The sequence below is a fragment of the Thermosporothrix sp. COM3 genome (assembly GCF_059696735.1).
In genome coordinates this window covers 6,672,030-6,696,355 of sequence record NZ_AP019376.1, presented here as the reverse complement: position 1 = coordinate 6,696,355, position 24,326 = coordinate 6,672,030, and the positions used below count along the sequence as shown (strand labels likewise).

22 protein-coding genes and 2 tRNA genes are annotated in these 24,326 nt (G+C 51.7%); 8 read left to right on the top strand and 16 right to left on the bottom strand.

Annotated features, from left to right (window positions below):
- Window positions 1–164 precede the first annotated feature (164 nt).
- Window positions 165–1,895 (bottom strand): peptide ABC transporter substrate-binding protein, encoded by a 1,731-nt coding sequence (locus KTH_RS28655; protein WP_497622290.1) that lies wholly within the window; start codon window positions 1,893–1,895, stop codon window positions 165–167.
- Between the two features lie 593 nt (window positions 1,896–2,488).
- Here KTH_RS28655 and KTH_RS28650 point away from each other — a divergent pair.
- A complete protein-coding gene (locus KTH_RS28650; RefSeq protein WP_111320517.1) occupies window positions 2,489–2,869 on the top strand; it encodes a hypothetical protein in 381 nt (126 codons plus the stop codon).
- 174 nt (window positions 2,870–3,043) lie between these two features.
- Here the strand turns inward: KTH_RS28650 and KTH_RS28645 are convergent, their stop codons facing one another.
- From KTH_RS28645 to KTH_RS28625, 5 genes are all read right to left on the bottom strand, one after another.
- A complete protein-coding gene (locus KTH_RS28645) occupies window positions 3,044–3,325 on the bottom strand; it encodes a hypothetical protein (protein ID WP_497622288.1) in 282 nt (93 codons plus the stop codon).
- Between the two features lie 873 nt (window positions 3,326–4,198).
- The gene (locus KTH_RS28640) at window positions 4,199–5,425 is read right to left on the bottom strand and encodes a glycosyltransferase (protein WP_497622286.1); all 1,227 of its coding nucleotides are present in this window, start codon (window positions 5,423–5,425) and stop codon (window positions 4,199–4,201) included.
- A gap of 254 nt (window positions 5,426–5,679) precedes the next feature.
- Complete coding sequence (locus KTH_RS28635) at window positions 5,680–6,519, bottom strand: hypothetical protein (protein ID WP_497622284.1); 840 nt, start codon at window positions 6,517–6,519, stop codon at window positions 5,680–5,682.
- Between the two features lie 34 nt (window positions 6,520–6,553).
- Complete coding sequence (locus KTH_RS28630) at window positions 6,554–7,387, bottom strand: histidine phosphatase family protein (RefSeq protein WP_497622282.1); 834 nt, start codon at window positions 7,385–7,387, stop codon at window positions 6,554–6,556.
- 204 nt (window positions 7,388–7,591) lie between these two features.
- Window positions 7,592–8,551 carry a DUF929 family protein gene (locus KTH_RS28625; protein ID WP_111320507.1) on the bottom strand — a complete coding sequence of 320 codons (960 nt, stop codon included), beginning with the start codon at window positions 8,549–8,551 and terminating at the stop codon, window positions 7,592–7,594.
- Between the two features lie 210 nt (window positions 8,552–8,761).
- Here KTH_RS28625 and KTH_RS28620 point away from each other — a divergent pair.
- A tRNA-Glu gene (locus tag KTH_RS28620) sits at window positions 8,762–8,838 on the top strand.
- A gap of 93 nt (window positions 8,839–8,931) precedes the next feature.
- Window positions 8,932–10,191 carry a molybdopterin molybdotransferase MoeA gene (locus KTH_RS28615; RefSeq protein ID WP_497622280.1) on the top strand — a complete coding sequence of 420 codons (1,260 nt, stop codon included), beginning with the start codon at window positions 8,932–8,934 and terminating at the stop codon, window positions 10,189–10,191.
- A 157-nt stretch (window positions 10,192–10,348) separates the two neighbouring features.
- Here KTH_RS28615 and KTH_RS28610 read toward each other — a convergent pair whose 3' ends face one another.
- The 4 genes from KTH_RS28610 to serS form a co-directional block, all read right to left on the bottom strand.
- On the bottom strand, window positions 10,349–11,389 hold the full coding sequence (locus KTH_RS28610; protein ID WP_497622278.1) for a sigma-54 interaction domain-containing protein: 1,041 nt from the start codon (window positions 11,387–11,389) through the stop codon (window positions 10,349–10,351).
- Window positions 11,390–11,477: 88 nt separating this feature from the next.
- Window positions 11,478–12,938: a DUF4388 domain-containing protein gene (locus KTH_RS28605; protein ID WP_497622276.1), complete on the bottom strand. Its 1,461-nt coding sequence runs from the start codon at window positions 12,936–12,938 to the stop codon at window positions 11,478–11,480.
- A 279-nt stretch (window positions 12,939–13,217) separates the two neighbouring features.
- A tRNA-Ser gene (locus tag KTH_RS28600) sits at window positions 13,218–13,301 on the bottom strand.
- A gap of 125 nt (window positions 13,302–13,426) precedes the next feature.
- The gene (gene serS, locus KTH_RS28595) at window positions 13,427–14,695 is read right to left on the bottom strand and encodes a serine--tRNA ligase (protein WP_497623294.1); all 1,269 of its coding nucleotides are present in this window, start codon (window positions 14,693–14,695) and stop codon (window positions 13,427–13,429) included.
- Between the two features lie 297 nt (window positions 14,696–14,992).
- Here serS and KTH_RS28590 point away from each other — a divergent pair, with 297 nt between their 5' ends.
- Together KTH_RS28590 and KTH_RS28585 are read left to right on the top strand one after the other, a co-directional pair.
- Window positions 14,993–15,460 carry a ribonuclease FAU-1 family protein gene (locus KTH_RS28590; RefSeq protein WP_170142435.1) on the top strand — a complete coding sequence of 156 codons (468 nt, stop codon included), beginning with the start codon at window positions 14,993–14,995 and terminating at the stop codon, window positions 15,458–15,460.
- A 264-nt stretch (window positions 15,461–15,724) separates the two neighbouring features.
- Window positions 15,725–16,186: an HAD hydrolase family protein gene (locus KTH_RS28585; protein ID WP_111320495.1), complete on the top strand. Its 462-nt coding sequence runs from the start codon at window positions 15,725–15,727 to the stop codon at window positions 16,184–16,186.
- Between the two features lie 176 nt (window positions 16,187–16,362).
- On the opposite strand, the gene KTH_RS28580 is transcribed toward KTH_RS28585, so the two are convergent.
- The 3 genes from KTH_RS28580 to KTH_RS28570 all read right to left on the bottom strand — a co-directional run bounded on the left by KTH_RS28580 (window position 16,363) and on the right by KTH_RS28570 (window position 17,885).
- Entirely contained in the window at window positions 16,363–16,938 is a 576-nt protein-coding gene (locus KTH_RS28580) for a GTP-binding protein (RefSeq protein ID WP_111320493.1), read from the bottom strand.
- A 15-nt stretch (window positions 16,939–16,953) separates the two neighbouring features.
- Window positions 16,954–17,448 (bottom strand): roadblock/LC7 domain-containing protein, encoded by a 495-nt coding sequence (locus tag KTH_RS28575; protein ID WP_111320701.1) that lies wholly within the window; start codon window positions 17,446–17,448, stop codon window positions 16,954–16,956.
- A gap of 71 nt (window positions 17,449–17,519) precedes the next feature.
- Window positions 17,520–17,885 (bottom strand): roadblock/LC7 domain-containing protein, encoded by a 366-nt coding sequence (locus KTH_RS28570; protein WP_111320491.1) that lies wholly within the window; start codon window positions 17,883–17,885, stop codon window positions 17,520–17,522.
- Window positions 17,886–18,285: 400 nt separating this feature from the next.
- Here KTH_RS28570 and KTH_RS28565 point away from each other — a divergent pair, with 400 nt between their 5' ends.
- Window positions 18,286–18,732 (top strand): N-acetylmuramoyl-L-alanine amidase, encoded by a 447-nt coding sequence (locus tag KTH_RS28565; protein WP_170142434.1) that lies wholly within the window; start codon window positions 18,286–18,288, stop codon window positions 18,730–18,732.
- Window positions 18,733–18,761: 29 nt separating this feature from the next.
- Here the strand turns inward: KTH_RS28565 and guaB are convergent, their stop codons facing one another.
- On the bottom strand, window positions 18,762–20,258 hold the full coding sequence (gene guaB, locus KTH_RS28560) for an IMP dehydrogenase (protein WP_111320487.1): 1,497 nt from the start codon (window positions 20,256–20,258) through the stop codon (window positions 18,762–18,764).
- A 664-nt stretch (window positions 20,259–20,922) separates the two neighbouring features.
- On the opposite strand from guaB, the gene KTH_RS28555 reads away from it, so the two are divergent.
- Window positions 20,923–21,903, top strand: a complete 981-nt coding sequence (locus KTH_RS28555) for an ABC transporter ATP-binding protein (RefSeq protein WP_497622273.1) — start codon at window positions 20,923–20,925, stop codon at window positions 21,901–21,903.
- Window positions 21,904–22,674, top strand: a complete 771-nt coding sequence (locus KTH_RS28550; protein ID WP_497622271.1) for an ABC transporter permease — start codon at window positions 21,904–21,906, stop codon at window positions 22,672–22,674.
- Between the two features lie 60 nt (window positions 22,675–22,734).
- On the opposite strand, the gene KTH_RS28545 is transcribed toward KTH_RS28550, so the two are convergent.
- Window positions 22,735–23,232, bottom strand: a complete 498-nt coding sequence (locus KTH_RS28545; RefSeq protein WP_111320481.1) for a vitamin K epoxide reductase family protein — start codon at window positions 23,230–23,232, stop codon at window positions 22,735–22,737.
- A gap of 170 nt (window positions 23,233–23,402) precedes the next feature.
- The gene (locus KTH_RS28540) at window positions 23,403–24,188 is read right to left on the bottom strand and encodes a DUF2182 domain-containing protein (RefSeq protein ID WP_497622269.1); all 786 of its coding nucleotides are present in this window, start codon (window positions 24,186–24,188) and stop codon (window positions 23,403–23,405) included.
- Between the last annotated feature and the right edge of the window lie 138 nt (window positions 24,189–24,326).

Below are 24,326 nucleotides of genomic sequence, written 5' to 3'. Positions count from 1 at the left end.
CTAGCCTCTTTACTGCTCTTTCTGCATATTCTTGATGCTAATTTGACCTGATTTGCCACACTTAGGTTAGCATAGGAATGCCGACTTGTCAAACACCGAGCTCTCGGGCAACAGGGCGCAAAAAGAACGGGCAAGCCGATCCGCTCACCCGTTCTGTCAGTTCACTACTTACTGTAGGCCGAGGTGTTCGCGCAGGGCGTATCGTTTGAAATGTAGATTTTGCCCCAGTCCTCAGGCATAATCATGGTGAGGGCGTTATCCACCACGCCGACAACACAGGGCTTGCGTACCATATTGGTCACTCCCTGATAGATCGGCAACGCAGCTACGTCATCGATAACCTGTTGCTCGGCCTGATAATACATCGGCAGGCGCTCAGACTCTTTCATAGTCGTATCGGCCTTGCGAATCAGTTCCTGCGTCTTCTTTTGCAGCTCATTGGTTGCCGAGGCGTTGTGGGCATAGTTGATCACATTCGAGTCACCAGAATCGTCAAGGAAGAGGTCAAGCCAGTCCTGCGGATCAGGATAGTCAACCACCCAACTTGTCGCCCAGATCATGGGCCCCTTCGGGTTCTTTCTGGCTGTCTGTATGTAGTCGCGAAGCTGGTTCCCGTCCATATCGTTGATTGTGACTTCAACGCCTAACACATCCTTCCACATTGCCTGGACCGCCTGCGCCTCATTCTTCATATCAGGAGAGCCACCTGTTGATACGGTAAACACAATGCGCGGCAGGCTTTTCCGTGTCAGATTGAGCTCCTTGAGACCCTCTTCAAAGAGTTGACGCGCCTTTGCAGGATCACCCTTTGTACTGGCCACGCCAGCTGGTCCAACCAACTTCTCGTTGTAGCCAAGCTGTCCCTTCGGCACAAAATGATTGGTAGGAACAATCTTATCCTTATACACGTTATGAGCAATCTTATCCTTATCAATTGCCAGCGCGAACGCCTGCCTGACCTTGATATTGTTAAAAGGAACCGCAAGATAATTCATCTGGTAGTAAAAGGTTGTTAGTTGCTCCGCCCGATGCAACTGATTCTTCAGAGAGCGAGCCCGCGCCAGATCGGCTGTCTGCACTTCGGCCTCGCTGACCTGTCCCGCCTCGTAAGCCTTGAAGACAGACTTGCTATCAGGATAGAAAGGAATAACGACCTTTTTCAGCAGCGGCTTCGTGCCATAGTAGTTCGCGTTCGGGACCAGAACAATTTCTTTGCCATGCACATAGCGCTCAACCGTAAAAGGACCGGCACCACCGCCCTCATTGATATGATCGGTCCAGCGCTGATTTCCATATTTCTCGACCAGTTTCTTATTGACAACCCAGGAACAAGCAAACGTCAACGCCTGCAAGAAATAGGGAGCCCGTTCACGAGTCACAATTTTGACGGTGTGATCATCGGGAGCGAAAAGGCTATAGTTTATCAAGCTCTTGAGCGAGCCATCAGCACGCTTTTCCGTTCCTTTGATGATGCCTAAATAGAAGGGAGCCGACGCATTCTTTAACGAAGGATCAAAAGCACGATCAATGCTATAGACCACGTCGGCAGCGGTCAGAGGAGAACCATCACTGAATTTCAGATCGGGTTTCAAAGAGAACGTCCAGGTCAGACCATCGTCAGAAACCTCCCAGGAACGCGCCATTTGCCCATATACCTGCGCGTTATCGTTGAGCCCAACGAGGCCTGTAAAAGTCATTGTAATTGCCTTTGCAGCCGCAGCATCGCCCATAATTGCCGGGTCAAAGGTCGCCATGTCCGAGACCCCACTGACAGGAGTTATAAATACCTGCTTTTCGTCCGGTGCCTTCCCCTGCGCTACCGGAGTAGCCGTATTACTACCCCCTCCGCCACAGGCAGAAAGCAGCACAGCAAAGAAGCACAGCAGTGGTATCAAGACCCTCTGCCTATGCCGTTTGCCAGATTCCATCTTTTTTTCTTCTCCTCAATCATGGAACTCGCCCCCAGAGCGTTTACACACCCTGAGCACCTCTACATAGGTCAGCCAATCACACGCAACCATCAGAATGGATCAGCTTTCCCACTTGCAGATTCTATTTTCACATATATCAATCAATATGCCAAATCGGAAGGGCATATCCCACATTCTCAACGCATTATCGCATGCTGGCGTCACAATTCACCTTTCCACAGGTCAGAGGATGGAAATCGACAACGCTTTGCTCATCTGGTTCCCTTTCTTCAGGAGAGCTCCCTTCTTCCCTGTAAAACAGCCTCAACAAGCCGACTTCTCCTCTTTTCGAGTAAGAAACGTGCCAAACCTGATAGTTTGTAGTATAATAGCGGCAACGTACCAGGGCCATATTTTTTAGCGGCTGGAACGGGGTGTAGCAGTAGTGTAGTTGCATCCGAAACAGTCGATATACAACAGAGAAGAGCAACCCTGCTTGCTTTTCAAAGCCTGTCATTATCAGTTTTCGCTCATTCATCCGCAACCACAATAGGTACACAGAAAGGCAGTGAATCACTATGCCAAAACGGTCGACGACGGCACGCATTGGAGCACAACGAAAAGCGCGCGCGCAACGCAACGTTGAGGTGAGCGCTCCTGAGGTGCTACAACCAGAACAGCCTGTAAAAAAGCCTAAATCCAGCACAGCAACAGTTACTGAGGAGTCTACTCATGGAGAGGCTCCGGCGCAAGAGGCTACCCTGCCGAAGAGCGGCGCTCGCGCCAAGCTGGCTAATCGTCGTGCAGCGACACAGAAAAATCAGCGCGTTGCGTCGTCTATCGTCACGCCAGAGCACTTTGCATACGTCAAAAAAGATTTACTTACAATCGGCATCCTGACTGTCGTGATGCTGGCTGTTATGCTGGCGCTCTACTTTACCATTGGCTCACAGCTCTAAACCCCGAGATTTTGCTAACATCTTAATGTACAAGCTCTACAACAAGGAGAAGAGCGAGGTGGAACATCCTCGCTCTTTTTTTATGCTCAAAGGTCAAGAAAAGAGGCACTGATTTCTGAAGAAGATATCATCAGTGCCTCGAATTGCTTCGTTATAAACTGAAAGTATGCAAAATTAGTGTACAAGCGGCTGTGTGCCCAGACCAGAAGTAATGCCATGTCTGTACGCAGCGGGAATGGTCACTCCAAGAACTCGTTGCATTGCCATCGTATGGCAGCAATCGCCCCAGTCATGGAAGAAACGGCAGGTGCAATGCCACTCTCCATTATCAAAGGAAGTCGTGTGAACATCATTTTCACCCCGGAAGGTGGCTTCAAAACAAGTAAACTGAATGCGCTCCGGCTCTTCCGCGTAGCGTTTCGCTTTCGCAATCTTATTAATCATGCTAGAGTTCATGGTTGCACTCTCCTTAAAAGTCTAATAGCCACTCCGTTTCCACATGCCGTTTTATCTCGAAGCCTACTCCGCACTGGTACATGTTGTACGCAGTTACGGATGTGTAAGCATGCCAGCAATAACGCCTGACGATCTACAAACTCTCGCCAAGATCCTCCTTTCGCCGTCAAAAGGCTTTCACTCAAACAAACGACCTCTCATACGGTTTGCAGAGCTGAAACTTGTATCGTTCATCAGCGAACCAGGAACAAATTCTCGGTATAAATAAAAAACACCAGGGCACGCTTTACCCCAGTGTGTTTTTATCTCTTCTTGGCGACGGCGACGCTCGACGAGACGCGATCATGCAGAGCTACAAACTGCACTTTCTCTGTTGACGCGGTTTCAGCTAAAGCCATGCTCATCGAACGACCCTTCATAAGCAAGAACGCTGTCGAAACCCGACCGCTTGGAATATCGGCCTTGCTTCACAGCATGGACATCGGTTGAAGAATGCATCGCTTTCTGTTTGAATTGATTATACCATAGAGATAGGAGAAAGTCCAGCCTTGCATTCTGTAATATTACAAATATTGACAATTACCAATACAAATGTTAGAGAAACAGTCGTGTTTGCGTCCGCCGATGCGATCCGTCCACGCATCGCATCTCATGCACAAACCGATTTTATGCCTTGTTACCAAACAGCATCTGCAAGGCTCTGAATCCTCTACTGACCTGGCAGACAGAATGAATTTCACATCTCCCTTCCACTATTATAACAACACGAAGCGAGTACAAATCCAGTATAAACCTAACAACTGGATCACAAATAACGGATACACTCCGAGAGGCCTTCCCGACTCCGGGCGCGACCTCTCACCATGCCAGTCGCTATTGCGCAACCAGATATTCTGTGCGGGCAAGCAGGTCCTCATAGAGCATTTGCACCCGCTGCGCGACCCTGTACCAGCTAAACTGCATAACCGAAGGACGGGTTGCGGCTTTCAGCCGAGCAAGGAGCGCCGGATCACGCAGGGTAGCATCCAGCCGTTCCGCAAAGAAGCCAGGACAACGCGGCACCAGAAAGCCCGTCTCGCCATGCTGTACCACCGTTATTAAGCCACCTGCACGCGTAGCAACAACAGGTGTGCCACAGGCCAGCGACTCAACCGCGACCAACCCAAACGTCTCATGATAGGAGGGAACAACCGTGACATCAGCGGCACTATAGAGAAGCGGTAACCGCTGTTGCGGCTGCGCTTCCAGAAAACGGACGCGCTTCTGCACCCCGAGTTGCTGTGCCAGCTCCTGCAATTCCTGTACCTCACGATCATGCTGCGCCTTCCCCCCCACAATCAGGACTAGAGGCTCCTCTTCCATCAACGCTGCCGCCCGCACCACCACGTCGGGTCCCTTAAAAGAATCCAGACGACCGGCAAAAAGCACTACCGGTTGATCGACAGGCAAATGAAGCTGTTTTCTGGCATTGGGTTGCTCGATCGGCGTAAACAGCTCAAGATCAACGCCACAGGGGATCACCGAAACCTGTTGTGGTGCGGCACCACAGTACCGGATCAACAGTGAGCGCTCCTCAGGGGTTGCTGCGATAATATGACTGACCTTATGCACTAAGCGCTGTTCCATGTCCAGTCGCAGGGCAGGCTCCTCTGCCGCCGGATTTGCCATCATCTTCAACCGGGCAAGTGTATGAAACATGATCAGGTGGGGCACATCCCAGAGTTCCGCCAGGGGCATTGCAGCTACACCAGACAGCCAGTAGTGGCTGTGCACGATATCGTACTTTTTTTGTTCTTGCTTTCGGTAACTTTCAATATGCTGCGCGAATTCAGGAAGATAGCGGAAAAGCTCGTTTTTCTGCACGGGAGCCACAGGGCCAGCCTCAATATGAATCACCCGTACATTCGGGCTGAGCTGGACAACAGAGGGGAGTTCTGTACTGGTTCGGCGTGTAAAGATATCGATGTTCAGATCTCGTTGCGACAGTGCCTGGGCCAGAGCGCGAATGTAGACATTCATGCCCCCGGCATCTTTGCTACTGCCAGGCTTATCCAGAGGGGACGTATGAACACTGAGCATGGCTATTGATACAGCAGACATTGCAAAAAAGCTCCTCTTCTTTCTTTCTTCATTTGTCGGTTATACATTGCAGATGCGAGGCCAACGTCCTTCGCCAATGAACAGACGCTCCAGAGCAAACACCTTGCATTCCTCCTTTCGCAGATTCTTCTATTCATTAGAACAATATCGGCTGATTCCCTTATTTCAATTCATGATGATTAACCGTACAAAAATCGTCCCCATGCCTGTTTCAGATCATGGGGAAGAACATGGGTCTGAGGATTCATTCGTTTTCACTGCTCTTGCAATAAGCGGAACTCTTCTACCGCCTCGAACATATCCTGCGGGCCAACATTCAAATCCTGCGCGAGCTCTTCCAACCATGCAGTACGCCGTTCCAGCATGGTCTGAAACTGTTTCGCAGGTACCCCAATCCATTCCGCTACCCGTTCCAGCACCGCCGGTTCAGCATGAATAAAGGTATCATCAACCGTATTCCAGCTCGACAATGACACGGGTACAATCGCCTCCGGATCACTGACATCAGTGATCGGTTGTAAGAAATGCATGGTCAGCCAGCGGCGACGCGGCGGATATCCCCGGCCAACCAGACCAATATTAATCACCAGACCCAATCGACGCACATCTTCAGGCGTCAGGCGCAAAGTCCGATGGTACATCTGTATCACGTCATGAATTGTATCAGCATGGACACTTGTTGCAATATGGAAGCCCTTCGCGGGAAGCGTCAAATACCGCCGGGCTGCGCGTCCCCACATATAGATAGGCAGATGATCGCTCACCTCATTACACAGCGCATAGGTGGTTGCAGGATCAACTTCAGGTAAGCGGGTAAAAGCGAACGTCTCGTACATACCGGCCATATAGGCGAGTGCGGTTCCTTCAGGTAAGAACTGAAGCAATGCATTCAGGGTCGTTGTTTTGCCAACTCCTGGCTGTGGATCCGTTGGTCCAGCAACAGTCAGAGACGAACCATGTTCCAGTAAGACCCAGGCCAGAGCCGCAGTCCATGCATCAACACTGCCCAGAGCAATAATCTGAGCAATTGAAAGTGGTCGTCTGGACTCATAATGCCAGTAGTACCGCTCGTAGGGATCACGTGGATCAAACATTATAGCTTCCCTTCCAGTCTGGGCAAGGAATACCTTACGACTTTTGCTCTCCCACTTCTTCCGCCTCCTCCTGTACCCCTTCCGCCGGACGCGGCGCAGGGGAGGTCAGCCAGCCAGGGTTCGGGCTCCAACTTATCGCCACAACCTGAGGCCGCTTCTCCTTTTCCAGCTCAATCAAACTCACTGAAGCATTATCGATAAAGAGAGATGGGGCCCTTTCGACCGGGATTCCCATATAATAGGCAAGCAGCAGTTTCACCACATCCGCGTGAGCCACAAAAACGGGATACGCTCCAATATCTTCCCGCTGAAGCCAGCGCTCCACCGCCGCTACCGCACGCTGCTGCACTTGCGGAAACGTCTCAACCCCTTCAGGAGCAACGGTCGGATTCTGGACATACGCACGCCATGCGGGGTCCGATTTCGTCAGCTCACTGATCTTCTGTCCGGCCCACGGTCCGACATCGGTATCAGCAAGATCGGGCTCAATATGCACGGGAATGGTACGCCCTTCAGCCAGAAAGGCCGCAGTATCGCGGGCTCGCTCTAACGGGCTTGAGATAATAGCGCTCAGAGGGAGAACGGACAGCGCTTCACCCAGGCGGGCCGCCTGTTGCCGTCCGGTATCGGTCAAGGCGACACCTGGCAACTGCCCGGGAAGTCTATGTTCCACATTCCAGCCTGTCTGTCCGTGGCGAACAAGTAGCAAGGTTCGTTTCATGCTTCCCTGTATACTTTCCAGCATTAACTGTTTATGCCGCCAGATGCGCAACCTCCATTGAAGGAAGCGTATCCGGACGACAAGATACGTCCATCCAATATGCAGCCATGATTTCCGCCACCAGCAAGAGAGTGCGAACGGCAGCATACTACCATCCATTTGAAGAAAATGACGTGACCAGGACGTCTAACGCTACACGTTTGCTTTTGATTATTTCCATTGTACCAGCGAAGAAGAGCCAGTTGCAAACGGGATCGCAGCAAGGCGGCTCAAAAGGGGAGGGAAACAGGCAAGAGGGCGCACAGAAGAAGCGTCCAGGCTATGAGCGCTTCTTCTGCGGTTCAGGCGGATCTATTCCTCGCGCCGGGTCGGGATATTCACAGGAGCAAGCGCCAGTTGAGACTGGTTGGCAGCGTTCGAGGTGCTTGCATAGAGCGACTGCTGAAGCTGCGGCATCGGGTCCTGCTTACACACGTTCTCAGGTTGATTATTGGTTGCCTTACAAATAGCAGCGGTGATGTAGTTTGCCGCTCCGATCACGCTCTTGCTCAACTCGGAGTTTCGGTCGTTGACAATTGTTCGGGCAATATCTATATGGCTCTGCGTACCCAACAAATCAGGAGAATAGAATGAACCGGAGGCAGCAGCGACATTGCCTATCACCATGAATGGAATACTGCCATGCCCATAGGTGTTGACAAGCTGGGTCTGCTCGGCGGTTGGCTGTCTGTTCGACTTTCCGTTCTCGTTATCGATAGCCACAAAATCAATATATTTGCTGGTGTAGGTGCTATTATAGAACGAGAACGTCGAGTGGTTCCCTTCCTGCGAGATAATTGGATCAACATGCTCAAACGTGCCAAAGCGGCTCAACGATGCAAGCAATGACCAGCGCTGAGCGGCACAGAACGGACAATAGTCGGCGCCAACATAAAGCACCTGGGGTTTGCCATCTGCTCCGGTCAATTTGGGCGCATCTGCTTTCAGAGGTTCCATGCGCTTATTGTTCTGATCGATGCTCACACCTTCATAGACTTCAGGCTTCAGTGATGTAATCATCTTCTCGGCTTCCTGAGCATCACCAGATACCTGCTGATTCGATGTCGCATTGAGCCGCAGGAACACAAATAAACCAACAATCACGACAATGAGCGCAACGATACCGATAATCCAGTAGAGGGAACTTCGATCTTTCTTCGCTGTCGCTCTACGCTTCTTTGAACGAGGTCCCTGGCCCATATTGCCACGCTGCTCTCGTTGTCTTTTCGCCTCCTGACGGCGCTGAGCAGCCGATTTCGTATTCTTTCCCATAAGAAAACAAACCTCTCACAAACTGGTTAACCGTAGATCGTTGTGTATTGTAGCATATCGCGCTCCCTCTGTATATCGATACCCGTATCAAGTAAACAAGCTGAATACAACCAGCACTGCAAACACGCTCCCGCCCCTAAACAGACATGTAGAAATGCTTGACAAATCAGGCAGCGTAAGGTACAATCCCCATGTCAGTGATGATGTTAAGCCTCGTTAGTCTAGCGGCCTAGGACGCCACCCTTTCAAGGTGGAGATCACGGGTTCGAATCCCGTACGAGGTGCCACAAAGCTCGCGCGTTCCGCCGGGCTTTTTTCTTTTCCCCTCAAGCTGGCTTCTTGCGGTACAATAAGAGAGAGATTTTCTTCAGTGGAATGCAATGCCTTCCCATTCCCCATTACTGACCTATGAAAGGGAATCCATCATGCTCAGCGTAGAAGAGGCACTCAAGCGAATTCTGGCCGCTATCACCCCTTTGGAGAGCGTCCGCCTTCCCCTACAAGATGCATTCGATCATATCCTTGCTCAGGAGATCATCGCCCACGACGACAATCCGCCCTTCGCGAACTCCGCAATGGATGGCTTTGCCCTGCAAAGTCAGGACACCCAGAACACACCGGTCCGCCTGAAAGTCATTGGTGATATCGCCGCCGGCCATGTGAGCGGACAGACCGTCACTCCTGGGACCGCTATGCGTATCATGACCGGCGCTCCCGTTCCTCCGGGCGCTGATGCCGTGATCCAGATTGAGCTGACAACCCCCTCGGATGAGTGGGTTGAGGTGCTTCAGCCAGTTCTGCCAGGAAATAACATTCGTCCCGCAGGGGAGGATATTCAGAAGGGACAGAAGCTTCTCTCTCCCGGCGATCTGATTGGCCCCTGGGAAACAGGGATACTGGCAACACTTGGTTATGATCATGTAGAGGTAATCCGCAAGCCCCGGGTCGCAATTCTGGGGACCGGTGACGAGGTGGTCGAGATTTCAGCAGAACTGCAACCCGGACAGATTCGCAACAGTAATAGTTATCTGCTTGAAGCCGCTGTCCGTAAAGCTGGAGGCATCCCGACGCGCCTCGGCATCGCTCGCGATACCGTTGAGAGCCTGCGCGAGAAGCTCAACGAGGCAATCACCTATGATCTGATTCTGACCTCGGGTGGGGTATCAGTTGGTGATTTCGATCTCGTCAAGGACATCATGCAGGAACAGGGTGAGATGAACTTCTGGCGCATCAACATGCGCCCCGGAAAGCCGGTTGCCTTCGGCCATATTCACGGGGTACCGCTGCTCGGACTACCCGGAAACCCGGTTTCCAGCGCTGTCACCTTCGAGCTTTTTGGCCGCCCCGTAGTGCGGAAACTACAGGGGCATACCCGGCTCTACAGGCCACAGATCGAAGTCATCGTTGCTGATGGCGTGCAGGAAAAGGCACAGCGCCGTCATTATGTGCGAGCACACGTCAGCCTGGAACAGGGACGCTTTGTCGCTCACACCACAGGGAAACAGGGCTCAAACCTGCTGACCTCGCTTCTCAACGCGAACGCGCTGGTCATCGTCCCTGAGGGTGGTACACAAATTCTTCCCGGCCAGCCAGCCAGAGCCCTGATGCTCGACTGGCCTGAGGTCGAGACACTTGAATAATTCTGCTAACAAAGGAGGAGAGAAGAGATCCGCATACTCTTCCCTCCTCCTTTCACACAGACACAACAACACACCTGCACTTGATAACTATTACTTCTGACTGCAAGGTGACAGCTCTGGCGGCTGTTCGCGCAGTTGCAAGGTCGGATCTTGACAACTATTGATCCCGCTTCCGCGGAGGCAGCCGATACCGCAATTGATCCCGCGAGATCCCGAGCAAAGCAGCCGCCCGCACCTGATTGCCGTTACACGCTTCCAGAGCTTCATGGATAAACTTTTGCTCTATCGAGCTCAGAAAAGCCCGCAAGTCCAGTCCCTCTGGCGGCAGATGCAACTGTTCTTTGAGCTCATCCAGACGCTGACCGACGTTTCGGCCTGCGAGGCGCACACTCTCTGGTAAGTCCTTTGGACGAATGATATTTTCATCACAGAGAATCTGGCCGCGCTGAATCACGCTCCGCAGCTCACGCACATTGCCGGGCCAGTGATACTGTTGCAGCAGTTCCAGAGCATCATCACTGATCTGTAATGGCTCTTCACTTCCGTTACTGTGAAGCTGTAAGAAGTGCTCAACCAGAGGCACAATATCTTCGGGCCGCTCCCGCAAAGGCGGAAGATAGATTGTTATTACCTTCAGACGATAAAACAGGTCGTCGCGAAAAGTCCTATGCGCAACAGCAGATTGAAGATCAACATTAGTGGCAGAGATCACCCGCAAATCAACATGGATCTCTTTCGTACTGCCTACACGACGAAAGCTCCGGGTTTCGAGGAAACGGAGTAACTTGGCTTGAAGAACAAGAGGCATCGAGCCGATCTCATCGAGGAAAAGCGTTCCACCATCAGCCCGTAGCAGGTACCCCTCGCGTGAAACCTTTGCATCGGTGAAAGCGCCCGCTTCAACACCAAAGAGCTCGGTTTCCAGCAAGGTATCAGGAATTGCGGCGCAGTTAATGTCAACAAACTGGTAGGTTGCCCGGCTGCTTAACTCATGAATAGCGCGTGCGACCACATCTTTGCCGGTGCCGCTCTCGCCCTGCAATAGTACCGTTGTCGAAGGATACTGAGCAACCTGCCAGATCAGCTTGACCACATTTTGCATGGCTGGGCTATGCGCCACAAGCATCTCGGCAAGCTTCGCATCCTGCGCTGTATTGTCAGTCGATGTACGGCAAAACGGCATCACACGACCCTTCACACGTACCCCCTTCAACAGAAAGACGACAAAACCACCTTACAAACCACAAACGCTATAACACTACCGACCCACCGCACAAAGATTGCGACTATTGATGGTTAGCATACAACCCTGACTGCAAGGCAATCGGACCGCTCGGCTGTGCCGACTGAGGTCGAGTCACCCAACCACGCCCGGGAACAAAGGTCGCGCCATTGCCACCATTTCCCCATTGTGACTCAGTCTCAAAAGGAAACGCAGAGGAAAACGGAGTTGTGGACGGCTCTGAAACCGGCGCAGGTGTCCAGGGAGAGACCGTGGTTGCAGCAGATCCAGGCGCAACGTAACCACTATTCAACAATGGGTTACGCAAGTCCGCAGCCGGTGACAACTCATTGGTGTTCGCAGCAGAAGCAGGCGCGACATGGATCAAACCCATCGCAACCAGCTCACCGGCGACCAGACAGAGCTGATCGGGAAGCATTGCCAGCTCCTGACAGGCAGTCTGTAAAGTTGTGTTGCCATCAACGCGCGTCAGGACACGCCATTGCTCCGGCGTCAACTGATACTGCGGATTCTGGTCACGCAGTGCCGAAAGATCAGCCGGAATCAATACCATATCAGGACGCATAAACGACGTATCAATACGCTGAGGAACTACAGGATTGTGCACAGGCTCAAAGTAGGGCGAGGTCTTGGGCGCATTGATTCCCGCAAGCGACGGCGTATCAACCGCGTGCATCGAGTTGTTATAGTTATTATTAAATACCGGCGAGATGGACTCGGTTGCCGGAAGCGAGTTGCTCGCTGGAATGGCATCAAATAAGAGCTGCGAGGCACTGACCGTTCCGGGCTGTACTGGCTCTTCTGCCGGGGCAGCGGGTGCCTGAACTGGCTTCTGTTGCTGCACAGGCGACATCTGAGGATACTGTTGTACAGGTGACATCTGTGGCGGCTGCACAGGCGACATCTGCGTCTGCATCGCAGCCATAGGCGACATCTGTTGAGGCTGCAACGGTGACATCTGTGTTGGAGGAATACCCTGTTGTGAAGCGGGGGACGCAGGGTACGACTGAGAAGACGGCTGAGGAGCAGACTGCGCGGAGAACGCAGCGGACAAAAGTGTTGAAATCGTTAAAGCAACCAGCAGGCGTTCAGGTGGAGGAGCAGCATTTTCTTCAAAATAGAGCTCTCCGCTATTCCAGCGCACAAGTACCTGAAGTACTTTCAGGGCATTCTGATACGCCCATGTACGCAGATCATCCTGCCTCACATGTCCCCGATCAATCAGAGCCAGTGCCGTCCGCGTCTCACTCTGGGCATCCGCCCCTAGCGCGAACTGAACATCTTGCGCGGCCTGCATCGAGATCACACCTTCTTGCACAAGGCGCTCGCCAAGCGTGGCGTTGGTGCGCAACGGACCTATACAGATCAAGCGGCCATCGCGACAATAGAACTCAATCCACTGTCCGCCACGTTTCACGACCAACAAGCCGGTCTTAGCATATGCCTCTAAACGTTGCAAAATCTGAGACAAAGGAAACTGTTCTAATGTACCAATAAAAGACACTCTACTTCACCGTCCGTCCAAAATACACTAAGCGTCGTGTGTATAGCACATCCCCCTTACTCTATACACATCACGCCAGGAGAGACTATCACCAATAGTTGCAAGGTGGAGATGTATTCCTGTAGAAAGGATTGCATCCCTGACCTGACAAAGCACGCATGCTTGCATGCTTTCAAGGCGCAGCCTGGGCATGTGTGCCGGACTGACTGTAATAAAAGGCCTTCTTTCATAGCGCGTCTGGGAAATCGACAACAAGAAAGAAGACCTCTAACCCTGAAGCGGAAGGAGAGGGATTCGAACCCCCGGGGCTCATCACCCAGCTGTTTTCAAGACAGCCGCAATAGACCACTCTGCCATCCTTCCGGGATTTACTATACCACATCTTTCTTAAATATGGAAGAGGGTTTCACGGAATTTTTGCCAAAAAGGTTGAAATTGGTGGATTTTCTCTTCCCCCTTGAGGGTCAACGCGCCTCTATAGCCCACCCTTAGCGAGCTGTCAGCACGGCAGTCCCGACATAAGGGCGTAGTACTTTTGGAACAATCACTGTTCCGTCCGCCTGCTGGTAGATTTCCAGAATTGCCGCCATTGTCCGCCCGACTGCCAAGCCAGAGCCATTGAGCGTATGGACATACTCGGCTCGCGCTCCTTTTTCCGGGCGATACTTGATATTCGCTCGCTGTGCCTGAAACGACTCACAATTGCTAATCGATGAAACCTCAACGTACTGTTCCAGGCTGGGCATCCAGACCTCAACATCGTAGGCTTTTGCCGCGTTAAATGGGAGCTTTCCACCACATAACTCGGCCACACGATAAGGAAGCTCCAACAACTGAAGGATACGCTCCACATGAGTCAGCATCTCGCCCAGCACTGTATACGATCTGCCCGGCTCCGTGATCTGAAATAACTCAACCTTGTTAAACTGATGCTGACGCAACAACCCTCGTGTTGCCCGAGCTGCTGAGCCAGCTTCACGCCGAAACGCGGTCGTCCACGCTGCATAGCGAATCGGCAACTCATCACCGGAGAGGATAGAGTCTGCGTGCAGCCCGACCAGCGGCACTTCAGCGGTAGGATTCAAAAAGAGCTCATCAGCTGTACAGGCATATGCCTGCTCTTCAAATTTGGGTAGTTGTCCCGCACCCTGCATGACCGAGCGCTTGACCATAAAAGGCGGCATCACCTCGGTATAGCTATGTTCCCGGGTATGGACATCCAGCATAAACGAAATCAAAGCACGCTCAAGCCGCGCTCCCAGACCCTTTAAAGTGACGAAGCGACTACCAGCGACACGCACTCCGCTTTCCGCATCAATAATTCCCAGGCGCGTTCCCAGTTCCCAGTGGGGCAAAGGCTCAAAATGGAACGACAGAGGCTCACCCCAGAGGTGTACTTCACGATTGTTGATTGAATGTTTTCCCTCAGGAACGCCAGCATGCGGGATATTGGGCAAATACAGTAGCAGCCTCTGCAAGCGGGTCTCGATATCCGAGATACGTAGCTCAAGAAGCTGGATATCATGCATAATAGCCTTCATCTGCTTGTTCAGCGGCGGCCGCTGCTCTGGAAGAGCGGTTCGCAGGCTCTCTTTGACCTCTTTCAGCGTGCTATAGAGCCCATCACGCCGCGTAATCAGGCCGCGTCGCTGCTCTGCATGCCGCAAAATTTCATCTATATTCTGCGCATTATGCCGTTTGCGTAGAGCCTCACGCACGACATCGGGATGCTGGCAAACAAAATCAAGATTCATCATGGCTGCTATAGTATAACATATCTCCACATACAGAAACCGAATATATCCAACGGCTTCACCAAACGCTATCATATGAAGCACACCGTGTAAAACAAGAAGCCATTCTGTAACGTACAATAAAAAGAAACGCAAACTCGCTATCGAAGTAAAAAGGGGTCCACTCCGGGTGGCGTGCCCTTTTGAGCAGCACGGCTCGCCCCACTGCTCTATGAAGGGAGGAATTGTCATTGCAATTCTCGGTCCCCATAGGTTAGACTATCTATGAAGGGCTGCTCTGTTATTTCAAGAGGATATTCTATGTATACCGTCATAAAATGTGATCCCAAAGGGGAGGAGAAGATCCGGTATCAGGGAGAGCTACATGCGCAGCTTTCCAATGGTATCGTCATTCAGGCTTACTGGACCTTTCCGACCAAAGAACTGGGTTACACTCGTTTCGAGCCTGGTGACTCTTTCCTTGAATACTACTATACTGATCGCTGGTTTAATATTTTTGATATTGCAGGTGCAGAGGGAGAGCGGAAGGGATGGTACTGCAATATTGTTGAACCAGCTATGATCAAGGGAAATTGTGTGAGGCAGGCAGATCTCTATCTGGATGTCTGGGTCACACCCGATGGCGAGTATCTCGTGCTTGATGAAGACGAGTTCACCGCTGATACCACACTCAGTGCAACGCAACGCAAGGGAGCCCGGCAGGGATTACAGGAACTTCTGCACCTGATCACCAACAAGCAGGATATATTTACTGCTATCTCGCGCTAAGGCTCCATATCGCATTGTCTCGTATGTTCGTTCAGAAGAGGGTTTTCCCACCTTCATAGATACAGAAACCCGCCCGAGTAAATGGAGGCTGTAGAGGCGCCTTCACTCATTTCCGTGGAACCGGCAGCTCTTCTAGCAACCATCCATGAAAGAGCATGAAGCCCGCGGCGCATTATCTCACCTCCACAGGCTTACAGCAGTTTGCGAAACCTGCTAAGGATCACAACAGACGAACAAACATTAGTATGAATTTGGTGAGGAACTATGATTAAGCTCGAAATTCCAGAAAGAAATAGCCTTGAACTGCATCACGCCGTTTTTGATATTAACGGGACATTGGCCGTCGATGGAGTAGCCATCAGTGGAGTGGCCGAGCGGCTACAAAAGCTCTCCGAGCATCTAACCATTCACCTGCTTTCCGCCGGCACACACGACAATATTTCGGGACTGGAACAAACGCTTGGCTATAAGATCCATATCACCCACCGAGGAGAAGAGAAGCTCCGTTATGTCCGCGAACTGGGCCCCTCGAAAGTGGTCACCATTGGCAATGGGGCAAACGATAGCGGGATGTTGCGCCTGGCAGCACTTGGCATTGCCGTTGTCAATCTGGAAGGAGGATCAATCAAGGCCCTGGTCGCGGCTGATGTCGTGGTAGCCAGCCCTATTCATGCGATTGACCTGCTCTTAAAGCCCAAACGCCTGATCGCAACTCTGCGCGGATAGCAGCAAAAAGTGCCGAAGGAAAGAGATGCCTCTTTCACTTCGGCTCAAAAAGCGCAAACAAAACACGCCACGGGAACAGCTCCCGGGCGACATATCTTCTTCTTTCTACCGACTGCTGGATATCTACACGCCAGAATGGTTCAAAAAATAACTGGATTGCTTCCACAGAGAACAGCTTAGAGCTGCGAAATAATGCTTTTACTGATAGCGCGTAGAGTTGCAAAAACGCCTTTCCCTGCGGAGGCAACAGCCTCGAATGAGGGAACGCGACGCCGATTTAAATAGCGATCCAGCACAGGCACAGGAAGAGCATTCGGTAAGTCGCGCTTATTCCATTGCAAGATAAAAGGGAAATGGCCCAGATCCTTACCGAGACGGCGCATATTCATTTCCAGCTCGGCAATGCTCTGGACATTTTCCTCAAACTTCTCGGCCTGTGAGTCAACAACAAACACGATTCCATCTGCACCATTTAAAACAGCCAGGCGCGTGCGTTCATACAGCACCTGGCCCGGTACAGTATAAAGATGGAAACGCGTGCGAAACCCGTGTACTGTTCCGAGATCCAGGGGAAGGAAATCAAAGAACAGAGTACGCTCGGTCTCAGTCGCAATAGAGAGCATCTCTCCCCGGGCATTGGGATTGATGCTTCTATAGACATGCTGCAAGTTTGTTGTCTTGCCACAATAGCCTATGCCGTAATACACGATCTTGCAATGAATCTCGTGAGTTGCAACATTGATAAGTGCCATAGGTGCCAGGTTCCTCTAATCCCGGAAGAGCAGATCAATGGTATCCTCAACGGACGAGCGAAACTGAAGGTTAATCACGGAAGACTTGGTACGCGATGTATCGTTTCGCACACGCTCTAGAATACGTCCCAGTTCATCAGACGCCTTTTTCGAGAGCACTTTCACCAGGCCAATATGAGTGAGTTTATCAAAGATAATCACCAGCAACCACTGTTCTTCCACCATAGCAGTGTAGATGTTCTCCTGAACACCTTGCTGGAAGATACTGCGGAAGTCCTTCTCATTGAGGAGACGAGCAACCTCACGAGAAGAGGAGAAAACACCCGCCAGCAACGCGCCGAGATTGGTTGCTTTGCTACGGGATTCCGCACCCTGAACAGCTACCACCTGACCACTTTTGTCGAGCAGCATTGTTGAAGTGGCATTGGTATCATTCATTAATTTAGCCAATAATGCTGAAATAGTCATCAACTCGCGGTCAGAGATAACCAGATTTGTTAACTGTTCCATGGACGCGCCGCCCTCCGTATACACGCCAGACATTTCTGTAGTTCCTTCAACATCATTAACTAAACCTTAAACTATACTATATCAAGAGCTTCTAATATCTCGCTTCGACTTGCTTTCACCATATGACGTACGCGACCAATCACCGAGGCATTATCCAGCAAGGTGACGAGCAGGGCGAAATCCCCCAATGGATCAATGCTGACAATGCCATGTTCATACTCCATCAGTACACCAACAACGCTCCCCCTGGCAATCTCCCTTCCTAAAGCTTCAGCCGCGCTCAACCCTGAGGTTGTAATGGCACCTACAGCTTCCATATCCTCTTTTCCCTCCCGCGTCAGCCCCTCGATCAAGAGCCCATCACGCCCCACCAGGATCGCCTGACGCACTCCAGGTACAGAGAGAAAGCGGCTCAGTGTCTGTTTTAGATCAACCATTGCTGTCCTCCGCGCACCGGCACTGGTAGACTTCGTTTATAAGATATAAGTCCGAATAGAGTGACCCTTCGCTCATTCTAGCGTATAGTTCAATAAGGGCGCAATGGCATGGGACCTCTTGGCTAATAGGATATCCGTAATTTACGTACTTCTTTACTCCCGATAGGTTTTACGCTCATGCACTTTCTATACGGTTATCGTCAAAAGGCTTCAACCCGGCCCGGCTTTCTATTCTAGCACACCTTGATCGTCTTTACAGCCCTTTTGAAAGCAAAGAAGCAGGTTACAGAGAGTTTTGCTATGTCGATAGATGCTACTGATGAGCCAGGCGTCCTCTGGATGCCCTCTCCGAACTACTTTTCCGGACGAAACGGACATCGCCCGCGCTGGATTATCGTGCATGGCTGGCTTTGAAAGCGCCGAAGCCGTCGGTCACTTCTTCCAGACCGCCGATGTCGCTACACATTATACCATCGGGCGCGATGGCGTGATTGTGCAATCGGTACGTGAGTGCCACGCCGCCTGGGGCAATGGTGGTGTGACTGAAGGCCATGCTCCCTGGTGGAACAGGGCCCTCAACCCGAACTATGTGACTATCTCGATAGAGCATGTCAAACCCAGCCGCGACAACTCAGACGAATTGACCGAGATCCAAAAGCAGGTCAGCTTTCGCCTGATTCGCAGCATCTGCGCGCGACACGACATCCCGATGCAACTGGCAACAGCCGCGGGAGGCATTACCGGCCACTTCTCGATGGACCCGGTTCATCGCCACTTCTGCCCCGGTCCCTATCCCTGGGATGAGCTGATTGCCTTTCTACAACAAAAAAAGGAAGCAGGCCGTTAAAACCTGCTTCCTGCTCAAACATGTGTCTTTTAGTGGCGCTTGGTGCCGTAGTTTGGCGCTTCTTTGGTAATCATCACATCATGCGGGTGGCTCTCACGCAGTCCAGCGCCGGTGATCCGGGTGAAGCGTGTGCGCTCCTGCATATCTTTGATAGTCGCCGAGCCTGTATATCCCATTGCTTGCCGCAGACCACCAACGAGCTGATAGACCAACGGCCCGAGCATCCCTTTATAAGGGACACGCGCCTCAATACCTTCCGCGATCAACTGGCCTTCGCTCTGGCCTTCCTGGAAGTAGCGATCCTTACTGTAACTGCGCTGCTTCATCGCGGCAATCGAACCCATACCACGATAATCTTTGAAGCGCTCACCATGTGAGATAATCAGTTCACCGGGGCTCTCATCTACGCCAGCAAGTAAGCTACCAAGCATCACAGTATCAGCGCCGGCAGCGATCGCTTTCGCAATGTCACCAGAATACTGAATACCGCCGTCAGCAATAACAGGAACACCATATTGATGCGCGACCTTTGCACAATCGTACACCGCTGTAATCTGAGGCATACCAACACCGGCAATCACACGCGTCGTGCAGATTGAACCCGGGCCAACACCGACCTTGATTGCATCAGCTCCGGCCTGAATCAGTGCCTCGGTTGCTTCCGCCGTAACCAGATTACCGGCAATCACATCAACTTGCTTGCCAAAGCGCTCTTTAATTCGCGCAACAGTATCGATAACCATCCGCGAATGCGCGTGCGAGGTATCGACGACAAGCGCATCAACGCCCTCTTCAACCAGCGCTTCGCAGCGTGCATCCGCATCAGCGACACCTACAGCAGCGGCAACGCGCAGGCGCCCATACTCATCCTTTGCTGCGTTGGGGAAGCGGGTCTTCTTCTGAATATCTTTCATGGTGATCAGACCCTTTAACATGCCATGCTCATCCACAACGGGCAGCTTCTCAACCTTGTAGCGATGCAGGCTCTCGCGAGCCTGTTCCAGTGTGGTTCCTACAGGGACGGTTACGAGGTTCTCACTGGTCATCAATTCAGAAACGCGCCGCTCCAGGTTGGTTTCAAAGCGGATGTCACGGTTCGTCAGGATACCGACCAGCTTTCCATTCTCGGTAATGGGAATACCGGAGATATGGAAACGTGCCATCACAGCCAGGGCTTCACTCAAAGCAGCATCCGGTCCCAGTGTAATCGGATCGGTAATCATACCGAATTCCGAGCGCTTGACCTTATCAACTTCTTGCGCCTGATGCTCAATAGAGAGGTTGCGATGAATCACACCAATGCCGCCCTCTCGGGCCAGAGCAATAGCCAAACGGGCCTCAGTTACCGTATCCATAGCGGCGCTGACAATAGGAATGTTGATCTCGATATTGCGCGAAAACAGCGTCCGGGTAGAGACATCACGAGGCAGAACATCAGAGGCAGCCGGGATCAGCAGAACATCGTCAAAAGTCAGCCCCTCTTTCGCAAATTTCTCCTCGAATCCGCCCACGTAGTGCGAAGACATAGTTAACAGCTTCCTCCTATAAAAAATGCCAGCACACGTGCACACGCATGCTGGACTCCCCCACGGGATACAGGTTCATCTTTCTTCACATACACGCTCCACTGCATGTATGACATTTCCATAACAAAGATCTCAGGGAGTCGATACACAACAAATGAATTACTCTTGATTGAATGCCGGTACGTTTTTGGTGTACCCTTCCCAGAAGGCAAATCGTGCAAAAGAAAACACTACCACCGTTCTATCATTCCTCCGGTATTTTCCCTGCACGTATATTTCCAGATAGTGTAGCACCAGACACTATCAGACGTCAAATTTTTCTCACCATAATTTCGGCATATTACCTCAAGCTTATAGCTCTGGTGGTTCTCTTCGGTATTGTACTTATTACTGTCGGCACAGGTGGAGAAAAATAGAGGGCGTCGAGGCGCTCCCTTTGGCCTATTTCTTTCAATAGAAAGAAACCTTGTCAGTCAGGACGAACTGCTGTAAGGTATACAAAGAACAGATAAACCCGCTACTCTCTCTGTACAAAACAGAGAATCTTATCAGTCACGATACCAGTTTCAGCCTGCTCACGGTATTTCAAGCGAGCGTAACAGCGTATCTGGTATGGCATAGCATTTGGATATGTACGCAGGTATCGTGCAAGGAGTGATATCGTATGTCTGCTTATCCGCAGACAACGGTAATGGACACCTCTTCGAGAGAGAGCTATCAGGATGCCATTACCGTTGAACAGTTCAAAAAAAGCTACGGTCCGCATACGGTCGTTGATGGCCTCAGCTTCCGTGTCCATCGGGGCGAGGTCTTTGCGCTTCTCGGCCCTAATGGCGCGGGAAAAACCACAACAGTGGAGACACTTGAGGGATATCGCAAAGCGGATGCCGGAACTATTCGCGTCCTCGGTCTCGATCCGATTCGAGACGCGCAGACCTTAAAGCCCCTGATCGGTGTCGTTCTGCAACAGGATGGGCTCTATCCAGCCTTAACCGCTCGTGAGGTACTGCATCTCTTCGCTGGCTATTTTGCGCATCCCCAGAACCCGGATGAGCTGCTTGAGCGAGTCGGGCTGACCTCGGCGGCAAAAACACGGTGTCGCAGACTCTCAGGTGGGCAGAAACGCCGTCTGGCACTGGCAGTTGCACTCGTTGGCAATCCACAACTGGTCTTTCTCGACGAGCCCACAGCCGGCATGGACCCGCAAGCCCGCCTGGCAACCTGGGAGATCGTTCAGGAGCTCAAACAAAAAGGGGTCACGGTCCTGCTGACCACCCACCTGATGGATGAAGCTGAACGCCTGGCCGACCGAGTCGCTATTATCGATCATGGTCGCCTGATCGCGCTGGACACACCTGAAAATATGATGGGAACGCGCAACGCCCGTAGCCTTCGTTTTGTGGCAGCTTCTGGCCTGGATTGCAACCGCCTGGCAGCGGCTCTGCCTTCCGCCACAGCCGCCCGCGAGCTCCGCGCAGGCAGCTATATTGTGGAGACGGACGCCCCCGAAAACATCCCGGCGCTGATCGCAGAACTGGCAAGCTGGCTCCGTGACCAGCAGATCACCCTCTCTGAATTACGCGTCGGTCATGGCTCACTGGAAGATTTATTCCTCCGTTTGACTGGCTCGGAGGTACGAGAATAGATGGCAAGCACACTCACAACAACCGACAACAGGGCGGCTTCTTTCCTCCAGCAAGTGCTCATCCAGACAAAATATGAGCTTCTGCTGACCGCAAGACGGGGCGAGAACATTCTTGTAACGCTCATTATCCCCGCGCTTCTCCTGATCTTCGCCACCTCGTTGAATATTGTTCCCGGCCTGAAAGGGAATCCCGTTGATTTCCTCCTGCCGGGCATCATCGCTATTGCTATTATTGCGGCTGGAATGGTGAATCTTGGCATTGCGACCGCCTACGAGCGCTACTATGGCGTCCTTAAGCGTCTGGGTAGTTCGCCCATCTCCCGTGGCGGCTTAATTCTGGCAAAAATTATCTCTATTCTGGTCCTGGAGCTTGTTCAGGTCGCGCTTCTGGTTGGTATTGCAGTCCTGTTCTATCACTGGCAACCTCAGGGATCGCTGCTCCTGACACTGCTTTTTGTTGCGTTGGGGACAACTGCATTCGCCGCGCTTGGCCTTGCGATGGCGGGAGCGCTCCGCGCCGAACTCACACTGGCAGGTGCAAATGCGCTCTTTCTGGTCTTCCTGCTGATCGGCGGCGGTATTGTCCCGCTTGATCGACTTCCGGCGCCGCTGGCAGCCATTTCAGGCATTCTCCCTTCAACCGCACTGACGCAAGCGCTTCAGGCAGCGATGAGCCCGAGCGCCGCCTTTCCGCTCAGTCAGTTGCTGGTACTGATCGTCTGGGTTCTGGTGATCCTCTTTGTCGCAATCAAGACATTCAAATGGGAATAGAAAAAAGGGAAGCGGCATCGCCAAACGCTGATGACCGCTCCCCTTGTCTTGTTTCTGCTTCTATTTATGTGCTGAAGAAAGGGAAGGTGTATCTTCCTCCTCAAGCTCATACTCCTCATCTGCATCGGTTCGCGTAAAGAGGATCACGTTCAGGAGCAGCATTGCCAGAATAATCACATGGACAGCTGTACACCAGGCGCAGATGGCGTTCAACACCACAATTTCCAGATAGACCAGATAGAGGACGGACAAAATACCGCAAATAGCCCATGCTAACTGTGTGATAAGCAGCCCGCGCTTCTGCGGCCAGATCTTCCAGGCCAGAAAAGCGATCACCCCACTGACCACAAACCAGACCACGCCCATATATGCTATAGGAATTCGTGTACCGGGAACAAAGGCTCGTGAGCTCGTCAGTACGCTTTCACAATTTACATATCCTGAGTTTGAACAGACCAGCGCCTTGCTATCAAAGTGCACATACACCAGATAAGCTGAAATGGCGAGCCCCGCAATCGAAAGCACGAAAAGTAATAATTGTCCGATTGAACGCTTCATGTGTATCGGTTCCCTTATCACAAAGAATCTCTGTATCTTACAAGAAAAGCAGTCTGTTTCATCACTGCTCAACTGTGTAAAGTATAGCTAACTTACTAAGGAAAAGCAAGCACACGAAAGGATAGTGATCGCTGCTTGCCCCTTTCTGACCTGCATCGCTTCTCTCTCTCCTACACAGAGGCCAGAGCATTATAGATCCCCAGATAGATCCCCAGGCCTACAGCAAGCGCCAACAACACCCCACCACTCACCAGACAGACAAGATGACGCTGCTGCAGTTCACGCTCGCATAACATCAGTACGGTAAAAAGTCCCATCACAAGCAACTGTTGCATTCCTGTGGCAAAAAGCAGCAGCATCAGCGGCCAGCAGGACGCAACACAGACATAGCCATAGCTCAGACCAGCACGTAGTGAGTGGCCCTGTAATTCTTGAAAGCGACAACAGCCAGAGAGGAAACGCCTTTTCCATGTACTGAGCTGATAGAGCCCCGCAAGCAACAGCAAACTAACCAGTATCAGCCAGGAATGAGTATATAACCACCACCAGCGCTCAACCAGTTGATGCACCCCAAAATCACCCACCAGAGCAATACAGGCAAAGAGCGTCCAGCTCGCGCTATAACCAACAAGAAAGCCTGCCTGCCTCTTCCAGAGCATACGCAAACATAATGTATCTGGGAAGCTATTACCCAGAATCGGCAAAATAACAGGAAACATCATAGCGCCAAGCATTATCAGCCAGGCGACCAGAAAAACAGGCAGTACAAGGTACCAGGACAGCCCGCTCTCTTTGAGCAGATAGTCATGATCCAGCCAGACAAGCTGCCCCGTCAGAGAGGCGCCAAGTAGCAGCCCCCAGGCAAGCACAAGGAGAAGCCACGGTAGGAGAATGGCACGCAGGGGAAATATGCTTCGCCCTGCACTTATAGAAGGATGGGAGTTTGCCAATTTCAAAAATACCCCTCAAAATACTCACACAAAACGCCGTCAGCACATACATCTGTTACAAATAGTACCATAGAGTAGCCTGGTAATCCATTTATATTCACCTATCCATATTGCATATCAACGCTACAGAAGCCGCTTACTTGC